The organism is Microcoleus sp. A2-C3, assembly GCF_036706065.1.
In the GTDB taxonomy this organism is placed as follows: Bacteria; Cyanobacteriota; Cyanobacteriia; order Cyanobacteriales; family Microcoleaceae; genus Microcoleus.
In genome coordinates this window covers 6316-26464 of record NZ_JAUBVX010000019.1, presented here as the reverse complement: position 1 = coordinate 26464, position 20149 = coordinate 6316, and the positions used below count along the sequence as shown (strand labels likewise).

At 47.5% G+C, this 20149-nt stretch carries 19 protein-coding genes; 10 read left to right on the top strand and 9 right to left on the bottom strand.

What is annotated here, in order from left to right:
- From QUB66_RS12640 to QUB66_RS12630, 3 genes are all read left to right on the top strand, one after another.
- Positions 1-3156: calcium-binding protein (locus QUB66_RS12640; RefSeq protein WP_332971237.1), on the top strand; the 3156-nt coding region annotated here is incomplete at its 5' end.
- Between the two features lie 100 nt (positions 3157-3256).
- Complete coding sequence (locus tag QUB66_RS12635; RefSeq protein WP_265235733.1) at positions 3257-3538, top strand: hypothetical protein; 282 nt, start codon at positions 3257-3259, stop codon at positions 3536-3538.
- Entirely contained in the window at positions 3538-3966 is a 429-nt protein-coding gene (locus QUB66_RS12630) for a hypothetical protein (RefSeq protein WP_265235734.1), read from the top strand. The genes QUB66_RS12635 and QUB66_RS12630 overlap by 1 nt, the downstream gene beginning before the upstream one ends.
- 266 nt (positions 3967-4232) lie before the next feature.
- Here QUB66_RS12630 and QUB66_RS12625 read toward each other — a convergent pair whose 3' ends face one another.
- Positions 4233-5183, bottom strand: coding sequence for an SH3 domain-containing protein (locus QUB66_RS12625; RefSeq protein ID WP_332968163.1), 951 nt, complete (start codon positions 5181-5183; stop codon positions 4233-4235).
- A 571-nt stretch (positions 5184-5754) separates the two neighbouring features.
- On the opposite strand from QUB66_RS12625, the gene QUB66_RS12620 reads away from it, so the two are divergent.
- Positions 5755-6222 (top strand): hypothetical protein, encoded by a 468-nt coding sequence (locus QUB66_RS12620; protein WP_265235736.1) that lies wholly within the window; start codon positions 5755-5757, stop codon positions 6220-6222.
- 383 nt (positions 6223-6605) lie between these two features.
- On the opposite strand, the gene pheS is transcribed toward QUB66_RS12620, so the two are convergent.
- Positions 6606-7610 (bottom strand): phenylalanine--tRNA ligase subunit alpha, encoded by a 1005-nt coding sequence (gene pheS, locus QUB66_RS12615; RefSeq protein WP_332968165.1) that lies wholly within the window; start codon positions 7608-7610, stop codon positions 6606-6608.
- 716 nt (positions 7611-8326) lie between these two features.
- On the opposite strand from pheS, the gene surE reads away from it, so the two are divergent.
- Complete coding sequence (surE, locus tag QUB66_RS12610; protein WP_265235738.1) at positions 8327-9166, top strand: 5'/3'-nucleotidase SurE; 840 nt, start codon at positions 8327-8329, stop codon at positions 9164-9166.
- A 92-nt stretch (positions 9167-9258) separates the two neighbouring features.
- On the top strand, positions 9259-9657 hold the full coding sequence (locus QUB66_RS12605; RefSeq protein WP_332968167.1) for a hypothetical protein: 399 nt from the start codon (positions 9259-9261) through the stop codon (positions 9655-9657).
- Positions 9658-10036: 379 nt separating this feature from the next.
- Here QUB66_RS12605 and QUB66_RS12600 read toward each other — a convergent pair whose 3' ends face one another.
- Together QUB66_RS12600 and QUB66_RS12595 are read right to left on the bottom strand one after the other, a co-directional pair.
- The gene (locus QUB66_RS12600; RefSeq protein ID WP_332968170.1) at positions 10037-11260 is read right to left on the bottom strand and encodes an LL-diaminopimelate aminotransferase; all 1224 of its coding nucleotides are present in this window, start codon (positions 11258-11260) and stop codon (positions 10037-10039) included.
- 217 nt (positions 11261-11477) lie between these two features.
- A complete protein-coding gene (locus tag QUB66_RS12595; protein ID WP_265235741.1) occupies positions 11478-11801 on the bottom strand; it encodes a thioredoxin family protein in 324 nt (107 codons plus the stop codon).
- A 151-nt stretch (positions 11802-11952) separates the two neighbouring features.
- On the opposite strand from QUB66_RS12595, the gene QUB66_RS12590 reads away from it, so the two are divergent.
- Entirely contained in the window at positions 11953-12705 is a 753-nt protein-coding gene (locus QUB66_RS12590) for a lipoate--protein ligase family protein (protein WP_332968174.1), read from the top strand.
- Between the two features lie 156 nt (positions 12706-12861).
- Here the strand turns inward: QUB66_RS12590 and QUB66_RS12585 are convergent, their stop codons facing one another.
- From QUB66_RS12585 to psaK, 5 genes are all read right to left on the bottom strand, one after another.
- Complete coding sequence (locus QUB66_RS12585) at positions 12862-12942, bottom strand: DUF2283 domain-containing protein (RefSeq protein ID WP_332971241.1); 81 nt, start codon at positions 12940-12942, stop codon at positions 12862-12864.
- A gap of 213 nt (positions 12943-13155) precedes the next feature.
- The gene (locus QUB66_RS12580) at positions 13156-13950 is read right to left on the bottom strand and encodes a DUF928 domain-containing protein (RefSeq protein WP_332968176.1); all 795 of its coding nucleotides are present in this window, start codon (positions 13948-13950) and stop codon (positions 13156-13158) included.
- Between the two features lie 47 nt (positions 13951-13997).
- Positions 13998-15959, bottom strand: a complete 1962-nt coding sequence (locus QUB66_RS12575) for a CHASE2 domain-containing protein (RefSeq protein WP_332968177.1) — start codon at positions 15957-15959, stop codon at positions 13998-14000.
- A 190-nt stretch (positions 15960-16149) separates the two neighbouring features.
- A complete protein-coding gene (locus tag QUB66_RS12570; protein ID WP_332968179.1) occupies positions 16150-17346 on the bottom strand; it encodes a site-2 protease family protein in 1197 nt (398 codons plus the stop codon).
- Positions 17347-17427: 81 nt separating this feature from the next.
- A complete protein-coding gene (psaK, locus tag QUB66_RS12565; RefSeq protein ID WP_265235746.1) occupies positions 17428-17712 on the bottom strand; it encodes a photosystem I reaction center subunit PsaK in 285 nt (94 codons plus the stop codon).
- 135 nt (positions 17713-17847) lie between these two features.
- Here psaK and QUB66_RS12560 point away from each other — a divergent pair, with 135 nt between their 5' ends.
- The 3 genes from QUB66_RS12560 to QUB66_RS12550 form a co-directional block, all read left to right on the top strand.
- Entirely contained in the window at positions 17848-18492 is a 645-nt protein-coding gene (locus tag QUB66_RS12560; RefSeq protein ID WP_332968180.1) for a phosphoribosylanthranilate isomerase, read from the top strand.
- 28 nt (positions 18493-18520) lie between these two features.
- Complete coding sequence (locus QUB66_RS12555) at positions 18521-19081, top strand: CPBP family glutamic-type intramembrane protease (RefSeq protein WP_332968181.1); 561 nt, start codon at positions 18521-18523, stop codon at positions 19079-19081.
- 45 nt (positions 19082-19126) lie between these two features.
- Positions 19127-20149, top strand: a 1023-nt coding sequence (locus tag QUB66_RS12550) for a PBS lyase (RefSeq protein WP_332968183.1), incomplete at its 3' end; no start/stop codon positions are given.

Below are 20149 nucleotides of genomic sequence, written 5' to 3'. Positions count from 1 at the left end.
CAAGGAATCCTGTTTTTAGGAGATCCAGCCAACGGCGGAGTAGCCGTGACACCAGGTCAAGTTTTGACACCGGCACAGATAGGACAACTATTTTTCCAATCCACAGGGACTTTTACCGGTGCCAATTTCAGCTACAGCGCCACAGATAACAGCGGCGCAGTTAGCCCCCCAGCTAACGCGAATCTCGGTTCCACAGGATCGACTCCCAACCAACCACCAGTACCAACACCCACTCCCACACCATTACCAATACCGATTCCAGTACCAACTCCCAACGAACCGCCAGCAGCCAACAATACTAACCTCACCCTAGGGCCCAACAGCACCGCACAAATTCCAGGATTGGGAAAAAGTGACCCGGATGGGTCGATCGCCTCTTACACCATCGACAGCTTGCCGCCAGCGGCCCAAGGAGTCCTGTTTTTAGGAGATCCAGCCAACGGCGGAGTAGCCGTGACACCGGGTCAAGTTTTGACACCGGCACAGATAGGACAACTATTTTTCCAATCCACAGGCAACTTTACCGGTGCCAATTTTACCTACAGCGCCACAGACAACAACGGCGCAGTTAGTCCCCTGGCTACCGCTACTCTCGGTTCAACAGCATCAACTCCCACACCAAATCCCCTAAACTTACCGCCAGTAACCAACAATGCTAACTTCACGGTAGACCCCAACAGCAGCGCGCGGGTGCCGGGATTGGGAGGAAGTGACCCCGATGGGTCGATCGCCTCTTACACGATCAACACCCTGCCCCCATCCGCCCAAGGAATCCTGTTTTTAGGAGATCCAGCCAACGGTGGCGTAGCGGTGACACCCGGACAAGTCCTGACTCCGGCACAGATTCAGCAACTATTTTTCAAATCCACAGGCGACTTTACCGGCGCAAATTTCAGCTACAGCGCCACAGATAACAGCGGCGCTACCAGCCCCGCCACTGCTACAGTTGCCGCTATCTCCCCGACTTCCAACCAACCGCCATCGATTAACAATGTTAACTTCACGGTTCCGACTAACGGCATCGTGCAGGTGTTGGGATTGGGAGGAAGTGACCCCGATGGGTCGATCGTCTCTTACACCATCACCAGCGTCCCCCCAGCCAACCAAGGAGTCCTGTTCTTATCAGATCCAGTCAACGGCGACGTACCCGTGACAGCAGGTCAAGTCCTGACTCCGGCACAAATAGGACAACTATTTTTCAAATCCACAGGCGACTTTAACGGAGCAACTTTCAGCTACACCGCCACGGACAACCTCGGCAAAGTCAGCCCCGCTAGCGCTAATGTTGCTGCTATCTTGAGGCCGGTTGGGACTGTTCCCCCACTCACACCTACACCCACACCAACGCCCGCGCCCGGTATCTCAAATCCGATCGCCGAACCAGATACCGACTGTCTGTGTCAGCCCATTCCTGAAAAACCGGGAATTAACTTTGCACCGCCACAGCAACCGCCCGCAGTGAGATTTGTCCGACCGATTTCGCAACTTGGAGAGGGACAAACCACCAAAGGAACCAATGGCGATGACTTGATCGCAGACACCAAAGGCAACCAAAAAATCCTCGGTTTGCAAGGCAATGACCTGCTTTTAGGTCAAAATGGCGCTGATGAAATTCACGGCGACGAAGGCAATGACACGATTTTTGCGGATACTGACACCGATATTGCCTATGGCGGCGATGGCAACGATATCATCCATGCTGGCAAACAGAACGACTGGATTTCAGGAGACTTAGGCTCTGACACCCTGTTTGGAGATGAAGGTGCCGATACGATTTTGGGAGACAACGGCAACGATAACTCCGCTAGCGCTGACGACAATGGCGATTTGATCTTCGGATGCGCTGGCAATGACATCATTAACGGTAACGAGGGAAACGATACTATCCATGCCGGAAAAGATAACGATATTGCCGTAGGAGGCAAAGACAATGACCTCATCTGGGGCGAACTCGGCTCGGATACGTTGATTGGTGGCACCGGCGAGGACTCCTTGTTCGGCGGCACCAACAACAAAAGGATCGTTGACTTCCAAGGACGCGACTTGCTCTACGGAGGCTTCGGTAACGACTTCCTCAGCGGCCAAGAAGGCGACGATACGCTGGTTGCAGGCAAAGATAACGATCGCGCTTACGGAGGCAAAGGCAATGACCTGATCTACGGTCAATTAGGCTCAGATACCCTCTACGGCGGCGAAGGAGCCGATACTCTGCTCGGCGACAGCGGCAGTTCCCAGTCAATCGGGGATACCGGCGAACAAGACTTAATCTTTGGTGATACCGGCAACGACATTATCGGCGGCGGCAACGGTAATGATACCGTCCAAGCTGGCAAAGGCAACGATGGCGTTTGGGGCGGCAAAGATAATGACTTGATTTGGGGCGAACTCGGTTCTGATACCCTTGTCGGCGACAGCGGCGATGACACCATGTACGGCGGCGCTCGCAGTCGAGCTCAAGATGTCAACGGCCAGGACTGGCTCTTTGGTGGTGATGGTGCTGATGCGCTGTTCGGCGATGAAGCTGACGATACCATCAGTGGCGGTGAAGGCAACGACAAAATTTACGGCGGCAAAAATAATGACCTCGTACACGGAGATCTCGGCAACGACTTGATTTACGGCGGTGACGGTAGTGATGAACTCTGCGGTGGCGAGGGCAACGATACCATAAGCGGCGATCGCTCCGATAACCGGGGTTTCGCGGTGGGCGCAAACGACCAGCAAGACTGCATCAACGGCGGTGACGGCGATGACTTGCTCTACGGCAATGAAGGGCAAGATAACATCAACGGAGATGCTGGCAACGACACCCTCTACGGAGGTAAAGATAGCGACATTCTCAACGGCGGTGCTGGCGATGACTGGCTGTTTGGTGGCGCAGGCGAGGATACTTTAATTGGAGGGCTTGGGAGCGATCAATTTGTGTTGGGTGCTGACGGTGGCATCGATACTGTGATTAACTTCGAGGTAGGCGTCGATAAGTTTGTTTTGACTGGCGGCGTGAGTTTCCAGCAGTTACAATTTAGCGCCACTCCTGACGGTACGTTGCTGCGAGTCGCAGGAAGTGGTCAGGTTTTAGCGAATCTGGTGGGGGTTAATGGGGCGATCGGCTCCTTGGATTTCCTATCATCAAATCTCTTCCGTTCTGAGGGTTAGAATTGGCGGCGAAAGTCCGCTATTCTCATAACAAAACGCCACAGAAGTTGCAAGCTGCTGTGGCGTTTCCATCATTTTCAAGACTCGTCTAAAACTCGACTTGAAGTACATAAATTGGGAGCATCTCATTAGTGAAAAAAGCATTTTTTATTATAGTGCGATCGGGACGCTGGCGAGTCTTGCACCGATCGCACTATTAAATGCAAGGTTGTCCCTTGGATGTCTTTGGTTGGTGTTCACGCGAGACTGCTATCCTAAAATTACAGCTTGGTGCGATCCACTGCTTGCCCGTCCCTCTTGGCAGCAAACGCAAGTAACGGAGGCAGACATGGCAGCTTTTGCAGCTCGGAGACAAAGTTTTTTGGCACAATCTGAAGTCTAATGAATAAATTAACTCTGGTGCGATCGCTCTTTTTCCTAGCTGTGTTCGCCTGCATCCAACTTCCCGTCGCAGCACTTACACAGCCGGCAAGTCGATCGGGTTATGAAACAATTAACCCCAAACAGTTCATTGCCGATCGCAAAATCACCGTCTCCAACCCCAAAGATATCGCTGCCAAACTCTTTATTCTCGATCGAGAATCTGAAGGCAGAAAAAGCGACCAAATTTCAGTTGAATATCCCACGCGAGACACCGCCGTAATTGTCCAAACTGTCATCGGTTTAGCTGACGATTCTGTTGCCGGAATGCGGCACCGCATCGAGCTCAGACTCAGGCAAAATAAATGGGAAATTGTCTGGATTGGCCGACAATCTCAGTGTCAACCAAATCGCGGACACCAAAATTGGGCAAGCGGGCGCTGTCTGTAGAAAGGTCGATCGGCTTTTTGCTTATTACCCATCAGCGCCTAGAAACCCGCACCGCAAAAGTTTGATGGTTTCTGAATAATCGCGATCGCCTGCACGATATCACCTGGGATGAATTGCCGATAATTAATTCGACCGAAATAGCCAAAGCACAGGGGATTTAAGCCCCCATCTTTAGGTGGATTGTTTTTAGGCCGGGGATTTAAGCTCCAGCCTAAAAACTTCGCTGTCAACTGTCAACTGTCAACTGTCAACTGTTAATCAGAAGTCTACTTGCACATGATCAAGTTTCCAGCCGAGATGAATCCGGGTACAGGGGCGGAAATCTCAACCCAATTGCGGTCTTCTCCATTCTTGTCTTTCACTAACTGGAAATTCGGCACTAGCGTTACTTGACCGTTAGCCGCTACGCCACCTTTAACAGCAGCAGTTTTTGAAGGCTCCGTGCGGATTGCTAGACCCTTCGGCGCTACGCGAGGTTCTACTTGGCGGCACAGACTGACAGGGCCCGTTGCAGGTGCAGGTGCAGGTGCTGGTGTCGGTGCAGGTGCTGGTGCTGGTGTCGGTGCTGGTGTCGGTGCTGGTGTCGGTGCTGGTGTCGGTGCGGGCGCAGGACTTGGACTGGGTGTCGGTGCCGGTGCTGGTGTCGGTGCAGGACTTGGACTGGGTGTCGGTGCTGGTGCTGGCGCTGGCGCTGGCGCTGGTGCTGGCGCTGGCGCTGGCGCTGGTGCTGGTGCTGGTGCTGGCGCTGGTGCTGGCGCCGGTGCTGGTGCTGGTGCTGGTGCTGGCGCTGGAGTTGCGCTTGCTGTTGTGCACGAAACTAAATTACTTTCGTCTTTGGGATATCCGCTAGCCACATACCCTTTGACGGGAGCGGTAATTTGAATCCAGAGGCGGCCGTCGGAGGCTTTAACAGAAGTAGCGCCTTGGAACAGCGTTACCTTAGTATTCATTGCTACACCGCCAACTCTCGGAGATTTGGGGTCTGGGTTCTGGCGAACGGTCAAACCTTCTTTGGGATTGACTTTGCGACAAAGGCTGTCAGCTTGGGCTATTTGAAAGGTGGTGCTGTTTTCAAAGGAAATATTTTCAGCATCCTGACTGGTAGTGGATGTTGGTAGGGCGGTAACACCGATCGCAGTCGCCTGCAAACTTCCGGCTACGATCGCGATCGCGCCCAGGAATGCAGCGGGTTTGTTCCAGCAATTCAAATTTTTCATCCGTTCAACTCCTCACTTAACCACAATCATTATCTTAATTGCAGGCCAATATAGCAAAAAATAGATTTCTATTCCATACCCACGTTCACATAACATTTTTATGGGGATAAGTCAATTTTGATTTATATAGCTTAATATTTGGTGAGTTAAGCAAGGACAAATTAAGCTGCTACGCCGATCGATGGCTCGTTATGGCAGGGCAGGGGAGACTGAGAGTGGGAGAGAGTGGGAAAGTCAACAGTCAACAGTTTAAATGCGTCACCTGCGATCGCACCTTACTTAAAATTACCGCGAAAAATAGACAGTGGCAGCAAGTGGAAGAACGCCCAGATTCATCTGTAAAGTCAATTCTTGCATCTAAATTATCAAAATTTAGTGATTTTAGTTTATCCTTCCAGAGAGCGGCTTTGGAGTCAATTTTTAGATCTAAAATCTCTAGTCTAAAATCTCAAATTGACTCAGTTTTTTTGCTTCAATCTATCAAAAGACTGATTTTTTATAAGAAGTCGTCGCCGGATAACCTCTATCTGGAGAATGGTTTAACCGATCGCCCAAATCGAGTAAAAATAGAATGTCATATCTGATTTTGTATTCTATGAAACTGAATTATTTTATCAAACGGATTTCGACCGTCGGGCGCTATCTAGCTGCAACTGTGCTTTGCGTGTCAGCGATGGCATTTGTTTGGCAGAGTTCGTTGTTCTCGAACACCGCAGCAATGGCCTCTCCTGCTGTAAGCTCGATCGCAGCAGCAGATTTGGGCGATCAAGTTCAAAACAAAGCGAGCACAGATGCTGGAAGAGCCAAGAACTTCATCCGAGATACAGAAGAGAAGGTGAAGGAAACAGCCAAGACAAATGCTGCTAAAGTCGATCGAGCATCAGAAGATGGTAGTTTGGCCGAGCGCAAAGCGAAGAAAGATGCCGCTACAATCGAGAAAAGAGCAGAGGAAGATTCTGCTCGCACTCAGAAAGCAGTAGATAACACCAAGAATGCTGTGGAGCGCGCTGTTGACAGCATCAAGGATGCTTTTAACTAGACAATCAATCAGATCGTGTTGACTCTCCCCACCACTGTCAAACAGGTTCCTAGTGAGGACTTTAGTCCTTCTTTTGAAAAATACTAAAGTCCTCACTAAAAACCAAAAGTATTAAAGGTTCGTAGTGAGGACTTTAGTCTTTCTTTTGGCAAATACTAAAGTCCTTACTAAAAACCAAAAGTATTAAAGGTTCGTAGTAAGGATTTTAGTCCTTCTTGTCCCAAATACTAAAATCCTCACTCAAAACCAATTCAATCGGGGTGATACTATTCGGACATGAGATCGTGTTTTTTCGCCCTTTTCTCATTCCTCGAAACCAAAAGCATCGCTCTGCATTGACAGAAACCTCTATACCGAACCTCAAACCGATCGCAATCCATCATTTAAAATTGCCGCAAAAAACGCAAATCGCTAGAATAAACCCGGCGAATATCGTCAATTTCATAAAGTACCATTGCGAACCGCTCCACACCAAAACCAGCCGCAAATCCAGTATATTTTTCTGGATCTAAACCGACTCCTTTAAGAACATTTGGATCTACCGCGCCGCAGCCCAAAACTTCCAGCCATTTGCCGTTCCACTGCAAATCAACTTCAGCAGAAGGTTCTGTAAACGGAAAGTAACTCGTGCGGAAACGAATTGGCAAATCTTGCCCGAACATTTGCCGCAAAAACTCTTTAATTGTGCCTTTCAAGTCAGTAAATGTCAGATTTTCACCAATTGCTAAAAGTTCGATTTGGTGAAAAACTGCTGCGTGAGTAGCATCCACAGTATCGCGGCGGTAAACGCGGCCGGGAGAAACAATCCGAATCGGCGGTTTGTGCTGTTCCATGTAGCGAATTTGCACCGATGATGTCTGAGTCCTTAGCAAGTCGCCACCGGGCAGGTAAAATGTATCTTGCATATCCCGCGCCGGGTGGTCGGGCGGAGTATTTAGCGCCTCGAAGTTGTAATAATCTGTTTCCATTTCCGGGCCGTTGGCGACGGTGTAACCCAGCCCGACAAAGATATCGAGAGCGCGGTCTATGACGGCATTTAAGGGGTGAATTCGGCCTTGGGGACTGAAAATCCCCGGCATGGTGACATCGAGGGTTTGTGAGGCTAATTTGGCTTGAATTTGGGCGGTTTGGAGGGCGGCGCGTTTGTCTTCTAAGTCGGCTTGGAGGGCTTCTTTTACAGTATTGGCGATCGCGCCTACTTTGGGCCGCTGATCGGCAGACAATTTGCCCATCATGCCTAAAATTTGAGAGAGTTGGCCTTTTTTGCCGAGGTAGCCGACGCGCAACTGTTCTAGTTGTTCGAGGGTATTCGCCGTGGCGATCGCACTTTTTGACTCTTGGCCGAGGGTTTCTAGTTGAGTTTCAATGTCGCTTAGTTGGACAGTCATCTTGATTTTAGATTTTAGATTTTAGATTTTAGCTAGACAGACGGGAATCCCCACACTATACCACTTCGGTTAGTGTGGGATGAAAGACTTGCTGAAGATGAGGATTCCAGACGCCCTGAGCCTCCTACGCCGTAAGCGTTGAGCCGTGAGCGTGTGGATGAGGACATCAAAGCACAATAAGTTCTTTATTGTTTTTAAAAGAATCCCCCACTCTAAATAAGTATAGTGAGGGAATTATTCTTTGAACTAATTTAAGTTCAACTCCTTACGGAGTGGTTTTCTTCGTCAATGTTTGTCCAGGTTTTCATCAGCAACACTTTCCCCTTAACTCCAGAGGTATGTTTAATTACTGACCGCAGTGTTCAGCGCTAGAAAACGGTTTACCAAACCTGTACGCTGAAGTGCCTATATATTCTGAACAAACGTAGCGACCAAGAGTTTAACGAGCCACTGAGACGGTGGGACACGCTCCCTAATTTCTTAAGAAGCCCACACGCTCGACGGTCTTCCGTTCAGTGTGTGGAGTTGTCACATTGATGGCAGTTTTGAGCCAAGCTGAGTTTAGCGCAATTTTGGCTCGACAGTCTTGGAGATTTTAGATTGTAGATTTTAGATTTTCGGTAGTTACGGATAATTCGTAATAGGTAATTGGATGTTAGAGCGATCGCCCTACTTGAATCTAGTTTAAGATTATTCTCAGGCCTCTAAAAATTTCAATGAAACTTTTAATTAGTAACGACGACGGCATCTTTGCCCAAGGCATCCGTAGCCTCGCCAACGCTCTCGCCGCCGCCGGCCACGACGTGAGTGTAGTCTGTCCCGACAGAGAGCGCTCCGCTACGGGCCACGGCCTCACACTACACCAACCCATCCGCGCCGAAATTGTCGAATCTGTTTTTGATCCCGCCGTCACAGCTTGGGCTTGTTCGGGCACTCCCGCCGACTGCGTGAAACTAGCTTTGTGGGCTTTACTTGACAAACCGCCGGATTTTGTGATTTCCGGCGTCAACCACGGGCCGAATTTAGGCACGGACATCATCTGTTCGGGCACGGTTTCGGCGGCAATGGAAGGAATCATGGAAGGCATTCCCAGCATTGCTTTCAGCCTCGCCAGCTATACTTCCCAGGAATTTGGGCCGGCGGTAGATTTCGCTGTCACCTTGCTGGGACAGTTGGAAAAACAGCCAATGCTGAAACCGATGCTGTTGAATGTCAACATACCAGCGGTTACACAAGCAGAAATTACCGGAGTTGCGATCGCCCGTCAAGGCATTCGCCGCTATTTCGACATATTTCAAAAGCGCACCGATCCGCGCGGCAAAACTTATTATTGGCTAGCTGGGGAATTGTTAGAAGATGTAGAAGAAACCCTAGATCTGGCCGTGCCGCATGATATTCCTACAGACGTACAGGCTATTCGCCACAACAAGATAACCGTTACTCCGCTGCAATACAATCTCACCTGCGCTCCCGACTTGCACTCGTTGCGGGATTGGCAATTTGAAGGTTTTCCCAAACAGTCAGCTCCGATCGACCCGATTCGAGCGGTAAACTAGGAATTAAGGAAAAGTGCCTATAAAGGTCTATGCCCCAGGCGTTAACGCAGGCTCTAAATTAGTTGTTGGTTTTTTACTCAAGAAAAACAGTTATGAACGCTCCCACCTATAACACTCATTCTGTCACTTGCCCGATTTGCCATCGTTCCAGCGTCGTGGGCCCAGTCGGAATGGTCAGCGGACTATTCACCTGTCCCCACTGCCATTCTCATATGGTAATTAGCTGGAGTGGCCATTTTGTCCGCGATCCTTTTAGTCTCAAACAATTGACGGTAGGAAAGATGCTCAGGCGAGAGAGCAGGCCACTAGCTCGCCTTCAGCGGGACTTTGGGCTGGGTAAGCATTTTCCGCTGCTGGCAATTTTGGGAAGCGTGGTATTTTTGGGATGTGCGATCGCCGCTACGGAACAATCGCTGCCCCGACAGAATTCATTTCAAGGTTTTTTAGAGTGGGTGAGCGGAACTGGTAATTCTCAAGATGTCTCGCGTTAACATTTCTCAACATTGTGACAGATACTCCGTGCAAATATCTATTCCTTTAGGTAGAAATAACGATACAACACTTACGCATTCCGACTCCGAGAAACCGGGTTTTTACCGTTTTGATGGGCTGTAACGAATTCTTTGCGTGAAAAACCCCGTTTCTGATCCCCGTGCGTAAGTGCTAGTAGTTTGAACTTATACCCATTTTGAAAAGTGCCATTCTTTTCAGAATTGGTATTAAATCCAAAAAAGCCGATCGCTCAATAGACTTATTGCATAAATCTTTGATTGATAAGTCAACCGCAGATCTAGGCGGATCAACGCAGATGCAACGCAGATAATTTCATTCTTAGGAGAGTGCATGAATGCAATCTTTGTCATTGAGAAATTAATTGAGAAACTCAGCAATTTTTTTAACTGCTGCTTCCAAAATTTCTGGTGACTCAACTAAGGCAAATCGCACGTAGCCTTCTCCTGATTTCCCGAAACCGGCGCCGGGGGAAGCTGCGACTCCTGTACTCTGTACTAGCTGAGTGCAAAATTTCACCGAATCCGAGGCCCAAGGTGCTGGTAGTTTCGCCCAGACGTACATGGTGGCAGGGGGTACGGATACTTCCCAGCCGATCGCGCTCAGCGCATTTACAAAGGCATCCCGCCGTTTTCTGAAGGTTTGTACACTGGTTGTGACGGTATCTTGGGGGCCTGTTAATGCCGCACTCGCTCCGTTCAAAATCCCTAAATATTGGTTGAAGTCTACTGTGGCTTTAACTTGTCGCAGGGCTGCAATTAGTTCGGGATTGCCGATCGCATATCCGACTCGAAAACCTCCCATGCTGTAGGATTTGGATAGCGTGAAAAACTCGATCGCCACACTCTTATCTCGATCCGCCTGAAAAATCGACGGCGCCATCAATTTACGCAATTCCTCGATATCCGAGGGCGGGCGCGCACCATCCACCGCCCCTACGGAATCGTCAAACACCAAATCAACATAGGGGAAATCGTGCACTAAAACGAGCTCGTGTTGGCGACAAAAAGCCACGGCTTTCTCAAAAAATGCCAGCGGGGCGATCGCAGTTGTAGGATTGTGAGGATAGCTCAAAACCATCATCTTCGATTGGGCTAATACAGGCATCGGAATATCTTCAAATACTGGCAAAAACTGATTTTCTGCTAATATTGGCATCGGGTAAATTTGACCGCCCGCCAAATACACACCGCCCGCGTGGGAAGGATAGCCCGGATCGAGCAGCAAAGCAAAATCTCCGGGGTTTAGTACAGCTAAAGGCATATGCGCCGTGCCTTCTTGGGAACCAATTAGTGGCAGCACTTCTGTTTCGGGATTGACTGAAATTCCAAATTTTTGTTCGTACCAGCAAGCTGCGGCTTCTCGGAAAGAGCGGGTTCCGTTAAACAGTAAATAGCCGTGGGTGCTAGGATCGGATAGCGAAAGGGCGATCGCATCTGTAATGTGAGCAGCCGCTGGCAAATCCGAAGAACCCAGAGACAAGTCAATCACATTTTGTCCGGCGGCTCTGGCTAGAGTTTTCGCCCGATCCATGTCGGCAAATACATTAAATTTGAGGGGTTCTAAACGTTGGGCAAATTGCATATTTTTGTAAGTTTTGGCGATATTAATAAATCATTTTAAATCGCTGAAAAATGATTCTTTTTGATGGTTCTTTAGAGAATGTTTTTTAACCGCAGAGAGCGCAGAGGGCGCAGAGTCAGAGAGGAAGATTGAGGAGAAAAGAGAGATGTTTACAAATTCTTTGGGATTGTTATAGTTGTGACTTGGGAGTTGGAAACTCCCGAATCAATTCAAAATTTTATAAGTGACCGTCGAGCAAACCGATCAAAGTTTGTTTAGTAATCGCTCCCTCATGGGAAAGGACTACTTCGGCATTTTTAAACAGTCTCAGTGCTGGGACTCCTTCTACTTTATACTGCTTGACAGTATTCGGATTAGGGTCAATTTCCATTTTAACCACTTTCAGGTCGCTGTAGTTGGCAGCCACCCAGTCTATCGAAGGCGCAATCAGTTTGCAAGGCCCGCACCAAGATGCCCAAAAATAGGCAAGCACTGGTTGCTCTGCTTTCAGAACTTCTGTTTCAAATTTTTCGTCGTTGATGACAATTACACTGTTGCTCATGATTTTACGATGATTTTTCCTGGTTGGTTATTTATAAAAAAGCACGGGCGGGCTTGAAATTTGCACTAATTTAGAAGAGGGACACAAAAACTGTTACTAATTTTAAAACATTCTGTGAATTTATTGAGTAGAAACTCAGGATTTGAGACTGATGGCTAATTCTGTATGGCGTTTAATTCCGCTGCTGCAAGCGTCTGGTAGTGTGCAGATGGCGATCGACCAATGGCTGCTACAACAGCATCTAGCGGGGAAAAATCCGCCAACTCTGCGATTTTACACCTGGGCACCGGCGGCGATTTCCTTGGGCTACCATCAGCAGCGGTGGCCTGAGTTTTGGCAGCATTTGTCCTGGGAGGGAACGCCTGTGGATTTGGTGAGGAGGCCTAGCGGTGGGCGCGCCGTGCTCCACCAGGGTGATTTAACTTACGCAGTTGTGGCGTCGGGATTTGGCAGCAGTCGCATGAAAGCTTATCAGACTATTTGCGAGTTTTTGATTGAGGGTTGGCGGGCGATGGGTGTGGATTTGCACTACGGGGAAGCTGGGCGCGGTTATATTCACAATCCGAATTGTTTTGGTACTGCTACGGGTGCGGATTTGGTTACACCTGATGGCGGCAAGTTAATTGGTAGCGCGCAATTGCGCCGGGGTGATGCTATTTTGCAGCATGGTTCGATGCGTTTGCGATCGGATATTGGTTTGTTTTCTCAAGTTTTTGGGGAGGAATTAATTCCTGTGAAGTTACCTTTATTTCAAGGGGGAGATGATTTAATCGCCACTGTAATTGATGCTTTGAGTGCGGCGGCTTGTCGGTGTTTTGGGATTGACTTGGAAGTGCGGCCGCTTTCGGAGGAGGAATGGCAGGATATTTCGGAATTTAACACAAAAAACTCTATTTGTCGGTAGGCATTGCCAGCTATATCTAGGTAGTGCGAACAGTAAAAGATATATTTTCTAGCACTACATTAGGAATATTTCCTGCACCTAAAACCTGTGTACCATCTAAAACTTCTATCCCTACCAATAACTCATTTTTACCAATATTTAAAGCAATTTTGTCAGTTAACTGTAATCACACTGATGCTTACCTTCTACAAGCCTAATGTAGAGAGCATCAATTTCTGAATCATAACTAATCTTCATAAAATTTTACCTCAAAAATCAAAAGTATCGATCGCGCTCGCCGACTCTTGACCACTAAAATGAGGGCGATCGCTACTTTTTTCTGATTCTACGATTTTAGATCGGAGTAAGATACTTTGTTAACGAGAGACACAATTTCTGCTATTTTTGCTGAAACTATTGTGGGCGGGCAGACAATCCAGCCCAAAAAGTTAGATTGAAATGCTTTACAGCTTATGGTTTCGGATCAGTTTGAACTTGGACGATCGGCTGTTTGGCAATTTTGGCCAATTTCACCGCATCGAGCAAGCTTTCCCAATCAGAATCCAGCACTGTATCCGAAGGGCGATCGCGACGAGCAGCAGCTAAATTGCTGAGAGCATCTTGCCAAATCCCATTTTCAGCATAAATAGCGGTTTTTCGGCGCGGATCTGCCTTTTCTAATTGACTGCGGATATCTGCACTGAGTTCAACTCGGCGTACAGTACCGATGTCGAGCAGATCTGCCGATCTATCTTCAGCCTCGCAAATCACTGTAAAATTCCAAGTGTAATTTTTGCCTACTTCCAACGGAGGCACATTTTTGTTAGCGGGGATACTAACGCCGATTACTCCTGATAAATTGGTAACTGTGAGAGTCTGTTTATAAATCTGGTTACCAGTTGGATCTAGTAGGATGAATTCGGCTGATTCCGCCTTTGTTGGAGGTAAGTAGAAAAAGAATGTTGGATAGTCAGAAACAGTCCGTCCGATTTTATTTTCAGGGACTAAGCCTGTGAGATTTATTGGATTTAGCTGACTGTTGCGACAGGTACCGCGGGTCGATCTGCCCGATCGAGGGGGCGATTGATCCATATCTTCACGGGGCTGAGTGAAACGCGGCCCTCCCGGTACAGTTTGGCGCGGCTTACCACTGCCCCCCAACCCACTTGGCAGCTCTTGTGCCTGACTGACAAATTGGCAAGTCTGAAATGCTCCTATCAACAATAGGGAAGAAAATACCAGCCATTTTAGTGTGAATTTAGTCATTGTTTTCCTAGCAGTTGTATGATTGTTTCAAGATATTTTGTCTGTTGTTATTTTTTTGATCTTTTTTCTCCCAAGACTCGGTAGACATCAACTTTTTGATCCCTGCCTTTTAAAGGTAAAGCTCCCCAAGATTCTACCTCAAATTTCCCCTCAAGATGCACTAAAGTTTCTTCGGCAATCAAGATGCGGCAGGTGTCCTCTTGCCGATCTTTTTCGCAGCTTTCTAGGCGAGAAGCGATATTGACACTATCGCCGATTACTCCATATTCTAAACGGGTTTTACCGCCCAAACTGCCCACCATCACAGGCCCTGTAAAAATTCCGACTCGCATTTTTGCTGGCGGCAAACCCCGATCGCTCCAACTTTGATTCAGGGCTGGTAAGCACGCACTTATAGCTACAGCGCAAGATACGGCAAGGCGAGCATCTTCGGCAATTTCTTCGGGAGTTGTGCGGGGAATAGGCACGCCGAATACAGCCAGCATTCCATCTCCGGTAAATTTATTAATCACCCCTTGATGTTTTTGCACTTCCTCGGCCATTGCTGATAAATATTCATTTAACCAAGGCATTACTACTTCTGGCGGTAGTTGTTCGGAAATGGTGCTAAAACCCTGCAAGTCAGTCATGATCATTGTAGCAGTTAGTATTTGTCCTGGCAATAGCCCCGACTGGAGGAGATGGACGCGCTCTTTCCATAGCGCATTGGCGATCGCCGGTGAAGTTTGCTGTCCTAATAATTTCATCACAATTTCTTGCTGCTGCTTTGACTGCTGGTACTTGTATGTGATGATCACTCCTAAGGTGATTAAAAATCCCAGTGTCGGCCCTGTCACAGATATCCACCCTTGTTGAGTGAATAGAAAAAATGTGAATCCCCATAATATGCCGCCAAGTGCGATCGCGCTCACCATGAAATTGAGCGTATTTTCTAGCCTCCAAGCTAAACAGCCGCCAACTCCTACCCAAACAGCGAGCCAAAGCATTTCTTGCCATTCATCCCAAAACCAAAATAGCTTTTTACCGTCTAAAACTGCGCTGATAATTTGGCTAGTTGCTGTTGCATGAATCAATACCCCAGCCATCATGCGGTTGTCGCTGGCACTAGCGCTATAAGGGGTAGAAAAGACATCTTTTACAGTTGGAGCTGTAATCCCGATTAGCACTATTTTACCCTTCACCAAATTGGGGTCAAGTTTTCCCTCCAAAACTTGAGTTAGGGTCACGGTTTTTGCTATATTTTCAGGAGAGCGATAATTAAGCATAATTTGATAGCCTCGATCGTCAATAGTCTGATAACCTCCTGAGTACGATCGCAGTAGCGGAAAGACTGTTTCTCCGAGCTGAATTTCTTTATTTTCTGTGACTTTTGTCTTGACTTTCTGGCTGGTTAGATAGTTAAAAGCTAGTACCATAGAAAATGAGTTAGTAGTCAATTCTTCATCGGGAAGAAACATCAAATTTCGGCGAATTATACCGTCTGGATCGATGATTAAATTGTTAAATCCTCTGCGTTTTTTGGGTATGTTGGGAGGTGGCAGAGCTCGATCGTACTCTGAGTTGCCGATGAAAGTAATGGCGATGACTTTGGGGTTTTTGAATTGAGCAGTCAATTCTGCGTTTCCCGGTTCGTAGGGGATATCGCGGATTATATCCAAACCAATCACGGTGGGTTCGAGACGCGCTATTTCGGCGATCGCTTTTGCTAAAACGCGATCGGAAATTGGCCATTTTTTTAGAGCATGAATGTCCTTTTCTGTGACTGTCACTACCAGCAACCTCGGGTCAGGCCCTGCATCGGGGCCCAACTGCACCATCAGGTCAAAAAATTTTAATTCCAAGGGCTGCAACCAACCTAAATGTCGCACTCCTAAGAGAGTTCCTGTCACGACAATGCAGGTGATGGCAAGAGGTTGTAAGTCAGCGAATGGGAAGGAGAAACTTAACTTTTTCCAACTCCAACGTTTCTCTCCCAATTGATGATCAAATATCTTAAAAAGATTGGGCATGAGAAATCTTTTAACCATCTTTGACAAAATCTGCTAAGTAGGCGGTCATGATTAACGGAGAAATTCCATCGGTCATAATTTCCTGACAGCAAGGAAATTAGATTTTTAGGTTTAACGTTTAGTTTATTTATGCACACCTATTTACACCTGAAGTTGTGACTAATCTCGATGATTCATGCCAAATTTTTAATTAATTTTCTTGTACGGTTTTAGCGATCGCACTTAGCTGCAATCCTTGGGGATAAGTGTTCTCTTCTTTGCTGCGCTTGATGTCGGCTTCGGAAATCTGGGGTTTGAGGTATTTTGCCAAAACTTTCACCACGTCGCCCCGATCGATCGTCCCTACGACTGAACCAATGGGCGAGAGGACAATGATTCGCGGGAGTTGGCGGGCTTCCATGCTGTTAATCACGTCTGCGATGGATGCTTTTTCTGAGACTGTGGGGGTTTTTTCCAGGGGCTTCAAAATGTTGTGCAATGTCTGAATTTGCCACTGACTGCGCTCTGTGCAGCGGATATCGTCGATCGACACTAAGCCCAAATCCCGCCCGTTGGTCGCAGCGATGTAAAATGGAAACGGATTGACTTCTAATAAATAGCGATCGGCAAATTCTCGCAAAGTCAAATTTGCATCGACAACTCGAAACTCGCGGCTCATTGCATCGGCGGCCTTAGTTTTGATCAGCGCTTCTTGCAACGAAGTAAAGCGGCTGTAGCTACTAGCATTCCGAATCGCAAACCAGCCGATCAGCGCAATCCACAAACCGCCGTACTGGCGCGCTAACACACATAAACTGACACCGAAAGCAACGGCCAGCCAACCCAAAACTTGTCCTGTTTTTGCCGCCCAGCGAACCCCGGCAAATCGAGAGCCGGTGATTTTCCAAATTGCTGCTTTTAAAACTTGTCCTCCGTCCAAAGGCAGACCGGGAATTAAGTTAAATAATCCCAAAACAAGATTGATTACTGCTACCTTTTCTGTGATAATTGATAGCAAACTTGTCGGGGGGAAAACTTGAGAACCCAAACCGAGGATTAAAAACAGCGCGAAGCTGACGAGAGGGCCCGCAATAGCTACTTGAAAAGCTTTACCGGGAGTTTTTGATTCCGAGTCGATCGAAGCTACTCCGCCAAATAAGAATAGAGTAATAGAATTAACTTTAATGCCTTGGGACATCGCCGCCAAGCTGTGTCCGAGTTCGTGCAAGAGCACGGAAGCAAACAGCAGCAAAGCTATTGCCAACCCGGCACTCCAGGAGAGCGCAGGCCCCCACAAGCGGTAACTGCTGGCGTATTCGCGGGTTGCGAGGGCTAAAATTATAAACCACGAATAATCTATGAGTAGCGGAATGCCAAATAATGAGCCGATTCGCCAACCTGTCTGCATGAAATTTTCCTGCCGCATGAGAGGAAGAAAGAGTTTCTATTATATCTTTTTATACCTCTTGCCTTCCCCTTCCCGTGATTTTTAAAGCACTCCGGCGTTACCCAAGCCCAAGATTACTCCAGCCCCGATCAAGTGGCCCAAGCTGGTTGTGGCTAGCAATTCTGGGATGCCGAAGCCTTTGAACATTCCTGGGACTGCAACGGGTAAGGCTGGGCCCTTGCCTCGGTTTTGCTTGTTTATGCCGTAGTAGCCGATCGCGATCGCCAGCAAATTGCATATAATCATTGTCAGTCCTACCATTGGTGTCCACTCCACCGTTAAGGCAGTTGCAGATGGTACGGCTAACAGCAAAGATGAGTTAATCATGTTCTTATGCTCCTGATTTCAGAAATATATTGAGTTCCAGAATTATAAAAAGCGTTTTGCATTAAACTAAGATTTGTTTTAATAGTTAACAATTCCTTGATATTTTGATACAAAGAAAGGAACGGAGGAGCCGGAGTGCGGGTTAAAATTTGTGGAATTACCAAATTAGACCAGGGAATTGCGATCGCAGCTTTGGGAGCCCAAGCTTTGGGGTTTATCTGCGTGTCGGCTTCCCCGCGCTATGTCAGCCCTCAAACAATTCGCTTGATTGTTGAGCAGTTGCCCGAAAATGTCGATCGCATTGGCGTGTTTGCTAATAGCACAATAGAAAATATCTGTCAAGTAACGGCAGAGTCAAATTTAAGCGGGGTGCAACTGCACGGAGATGAAACAGCGGAATATTGCGATCGACTGCGCGAGTTTTTGCCGGGAATTGAAATTATCAAAGCTTTGAGAGTTAAGACTGCTGAAACTTTAGCCACCGCTGCAATTTACGCCCTTTGTGTCGATACTTTACTGTTGGATGCTTACCATCGAGATCAACTCGGCGGTACTGGCAAAACTATAGATTGGATGATGTTAGCAGAGTTTAAACCGCAGTGTCCTTGGCTGCTGGCGGGCGGTTTAACAGCGGATAATATTTTAAATGCAATCGATCGGGCGATCGGGGAGAATAAATTCAGCGGTGTTGACCTTTCTAGCGGTGTAGAAATAGCGCCTGGAGATAAAGATTTGACCAAAGTTGCTCAGTTGTTCGATCGATTAAAAGCTTTAAAATAAACAGTTCCGAACGCATAACAAAACTGAGATGCTTCCTTTTCTCTCTTGCTTCTTGCTTCTTCCCTCGAACTTACTGATACACCGCCTCAGCCACGCTTTTTCAACTATTCCCGATTTTACCGATTTACTGGTTGCAGCCATGCTCGCCCTAGTTTACAGTGCGATCGCCCTTCCCATCGGTTTTTGGTCGGGATTTCTGAAAGTAGACGTGCAAACTTCTCGGCGTATAATTGCTGGAGCACTCGTGGGCTGTTTGTTGAGTCCCGGTATCACCGAGGAATTATTGTTCCGGGTGTTAATACTGCCGCACCCGTCTGAGAATGCTTCTGGCTTAATGCTGTGGTTTTGGGGATGCTTGAGTTTGGTGCTGTTTGTAGTTTACCACCCGCTGAACGCGCTGACTTTTTATCCGATCGGTCGATCGACCTTTATGAATCCCGTGTTTTTGCTACTGGCGGCTGTTTTAGGGGTAGCGTGCTCCATCGCATACCTGCTCATCGGTTCTATCTGGCCTGCGGTGGCGGTTCACTGGCTCGCAGTCACAGCTTGGCTGCTGCTATTGGGCGGTTACAGGAGGCTTTATGGTTAAATGTACACAGTCCAGCATCACTATATTGTCAGGAGGAACTCCATCGTGGGTATCATAGGAGCGATCGTAGGTTTTTTGGCAGGGATAGCAGTTGCTTACTGGTTAGTGGAAAAGCGGTTGCACAAGCAAAAGCAAGAACACTTGCTGCAAACTCGCAGAATAGCTCAGGATATAGAACTAGCTCAGATATCTCGAATGCAACCAACTACCGAATCTCAGCACGGAGAAGGAGAAGATCGGTTGAGAAAAGCTACTGTTGAACACGAAAATTTACTCAGACAAGTTACTACCCAATACGAAAATCAGCTCAAACAAGTTGCGGATCAATATGAAAATCGGCTCCAACAAGTTCTAGTAGAACGCGATCGGCTCCAACAAGTTGCAGGCGCTCACGAGCAGCAGATCCGACAAGTCAGCCAGGAATTAGAGGCTGCTCACAATGCTAGGCTGCAAGAAAATCTGCAATCTTTGCAAGCAGAACACGAACATCATTTACTCACAGTTTCTGATGAATTGCATCACAGTTATCAAGCTCAAATGGACGAACATTTGCAAAACCTGCAAAAACAACACGAAATTCAATTGAGACAAACTGCTTCGCCATCTGGGAACAGCGAAGTTGAGATGCAATTAACTAGGGAGGCTTTGCAACAGCAATATGATAGTCAGTTGCAAGCTGCTTACGCTCAGTTTCAAGCTCACGAAGCTCAGATGCAAGCTACTATCAAGTCATTGCAAGAGCAGTACCAGAGTAATGTACAACAAGAAGTCCCCGAACAGCAGTTCAGTCAGTTAAATCAAACAGAATTTGGATCGGATTTACCACAACAAGAAGTTTGGGAAGAACAGTCAAGTGAGTTAAATCAAACAGAAGTTGAACAAGAGTTAAATTACACAGCATTTTCCGAACCAGAATCAATTGATTTAGAACAACCAGAAATCGGACAAACGCTTGAATCTCCCATACAAACACCAAACTACTCATCGGTATCAGAATCAATTGATTTAGAACAACCAGAAATCGGACAAACGCTTGAATCTCCCATACAAACACCAAACTACTCATCG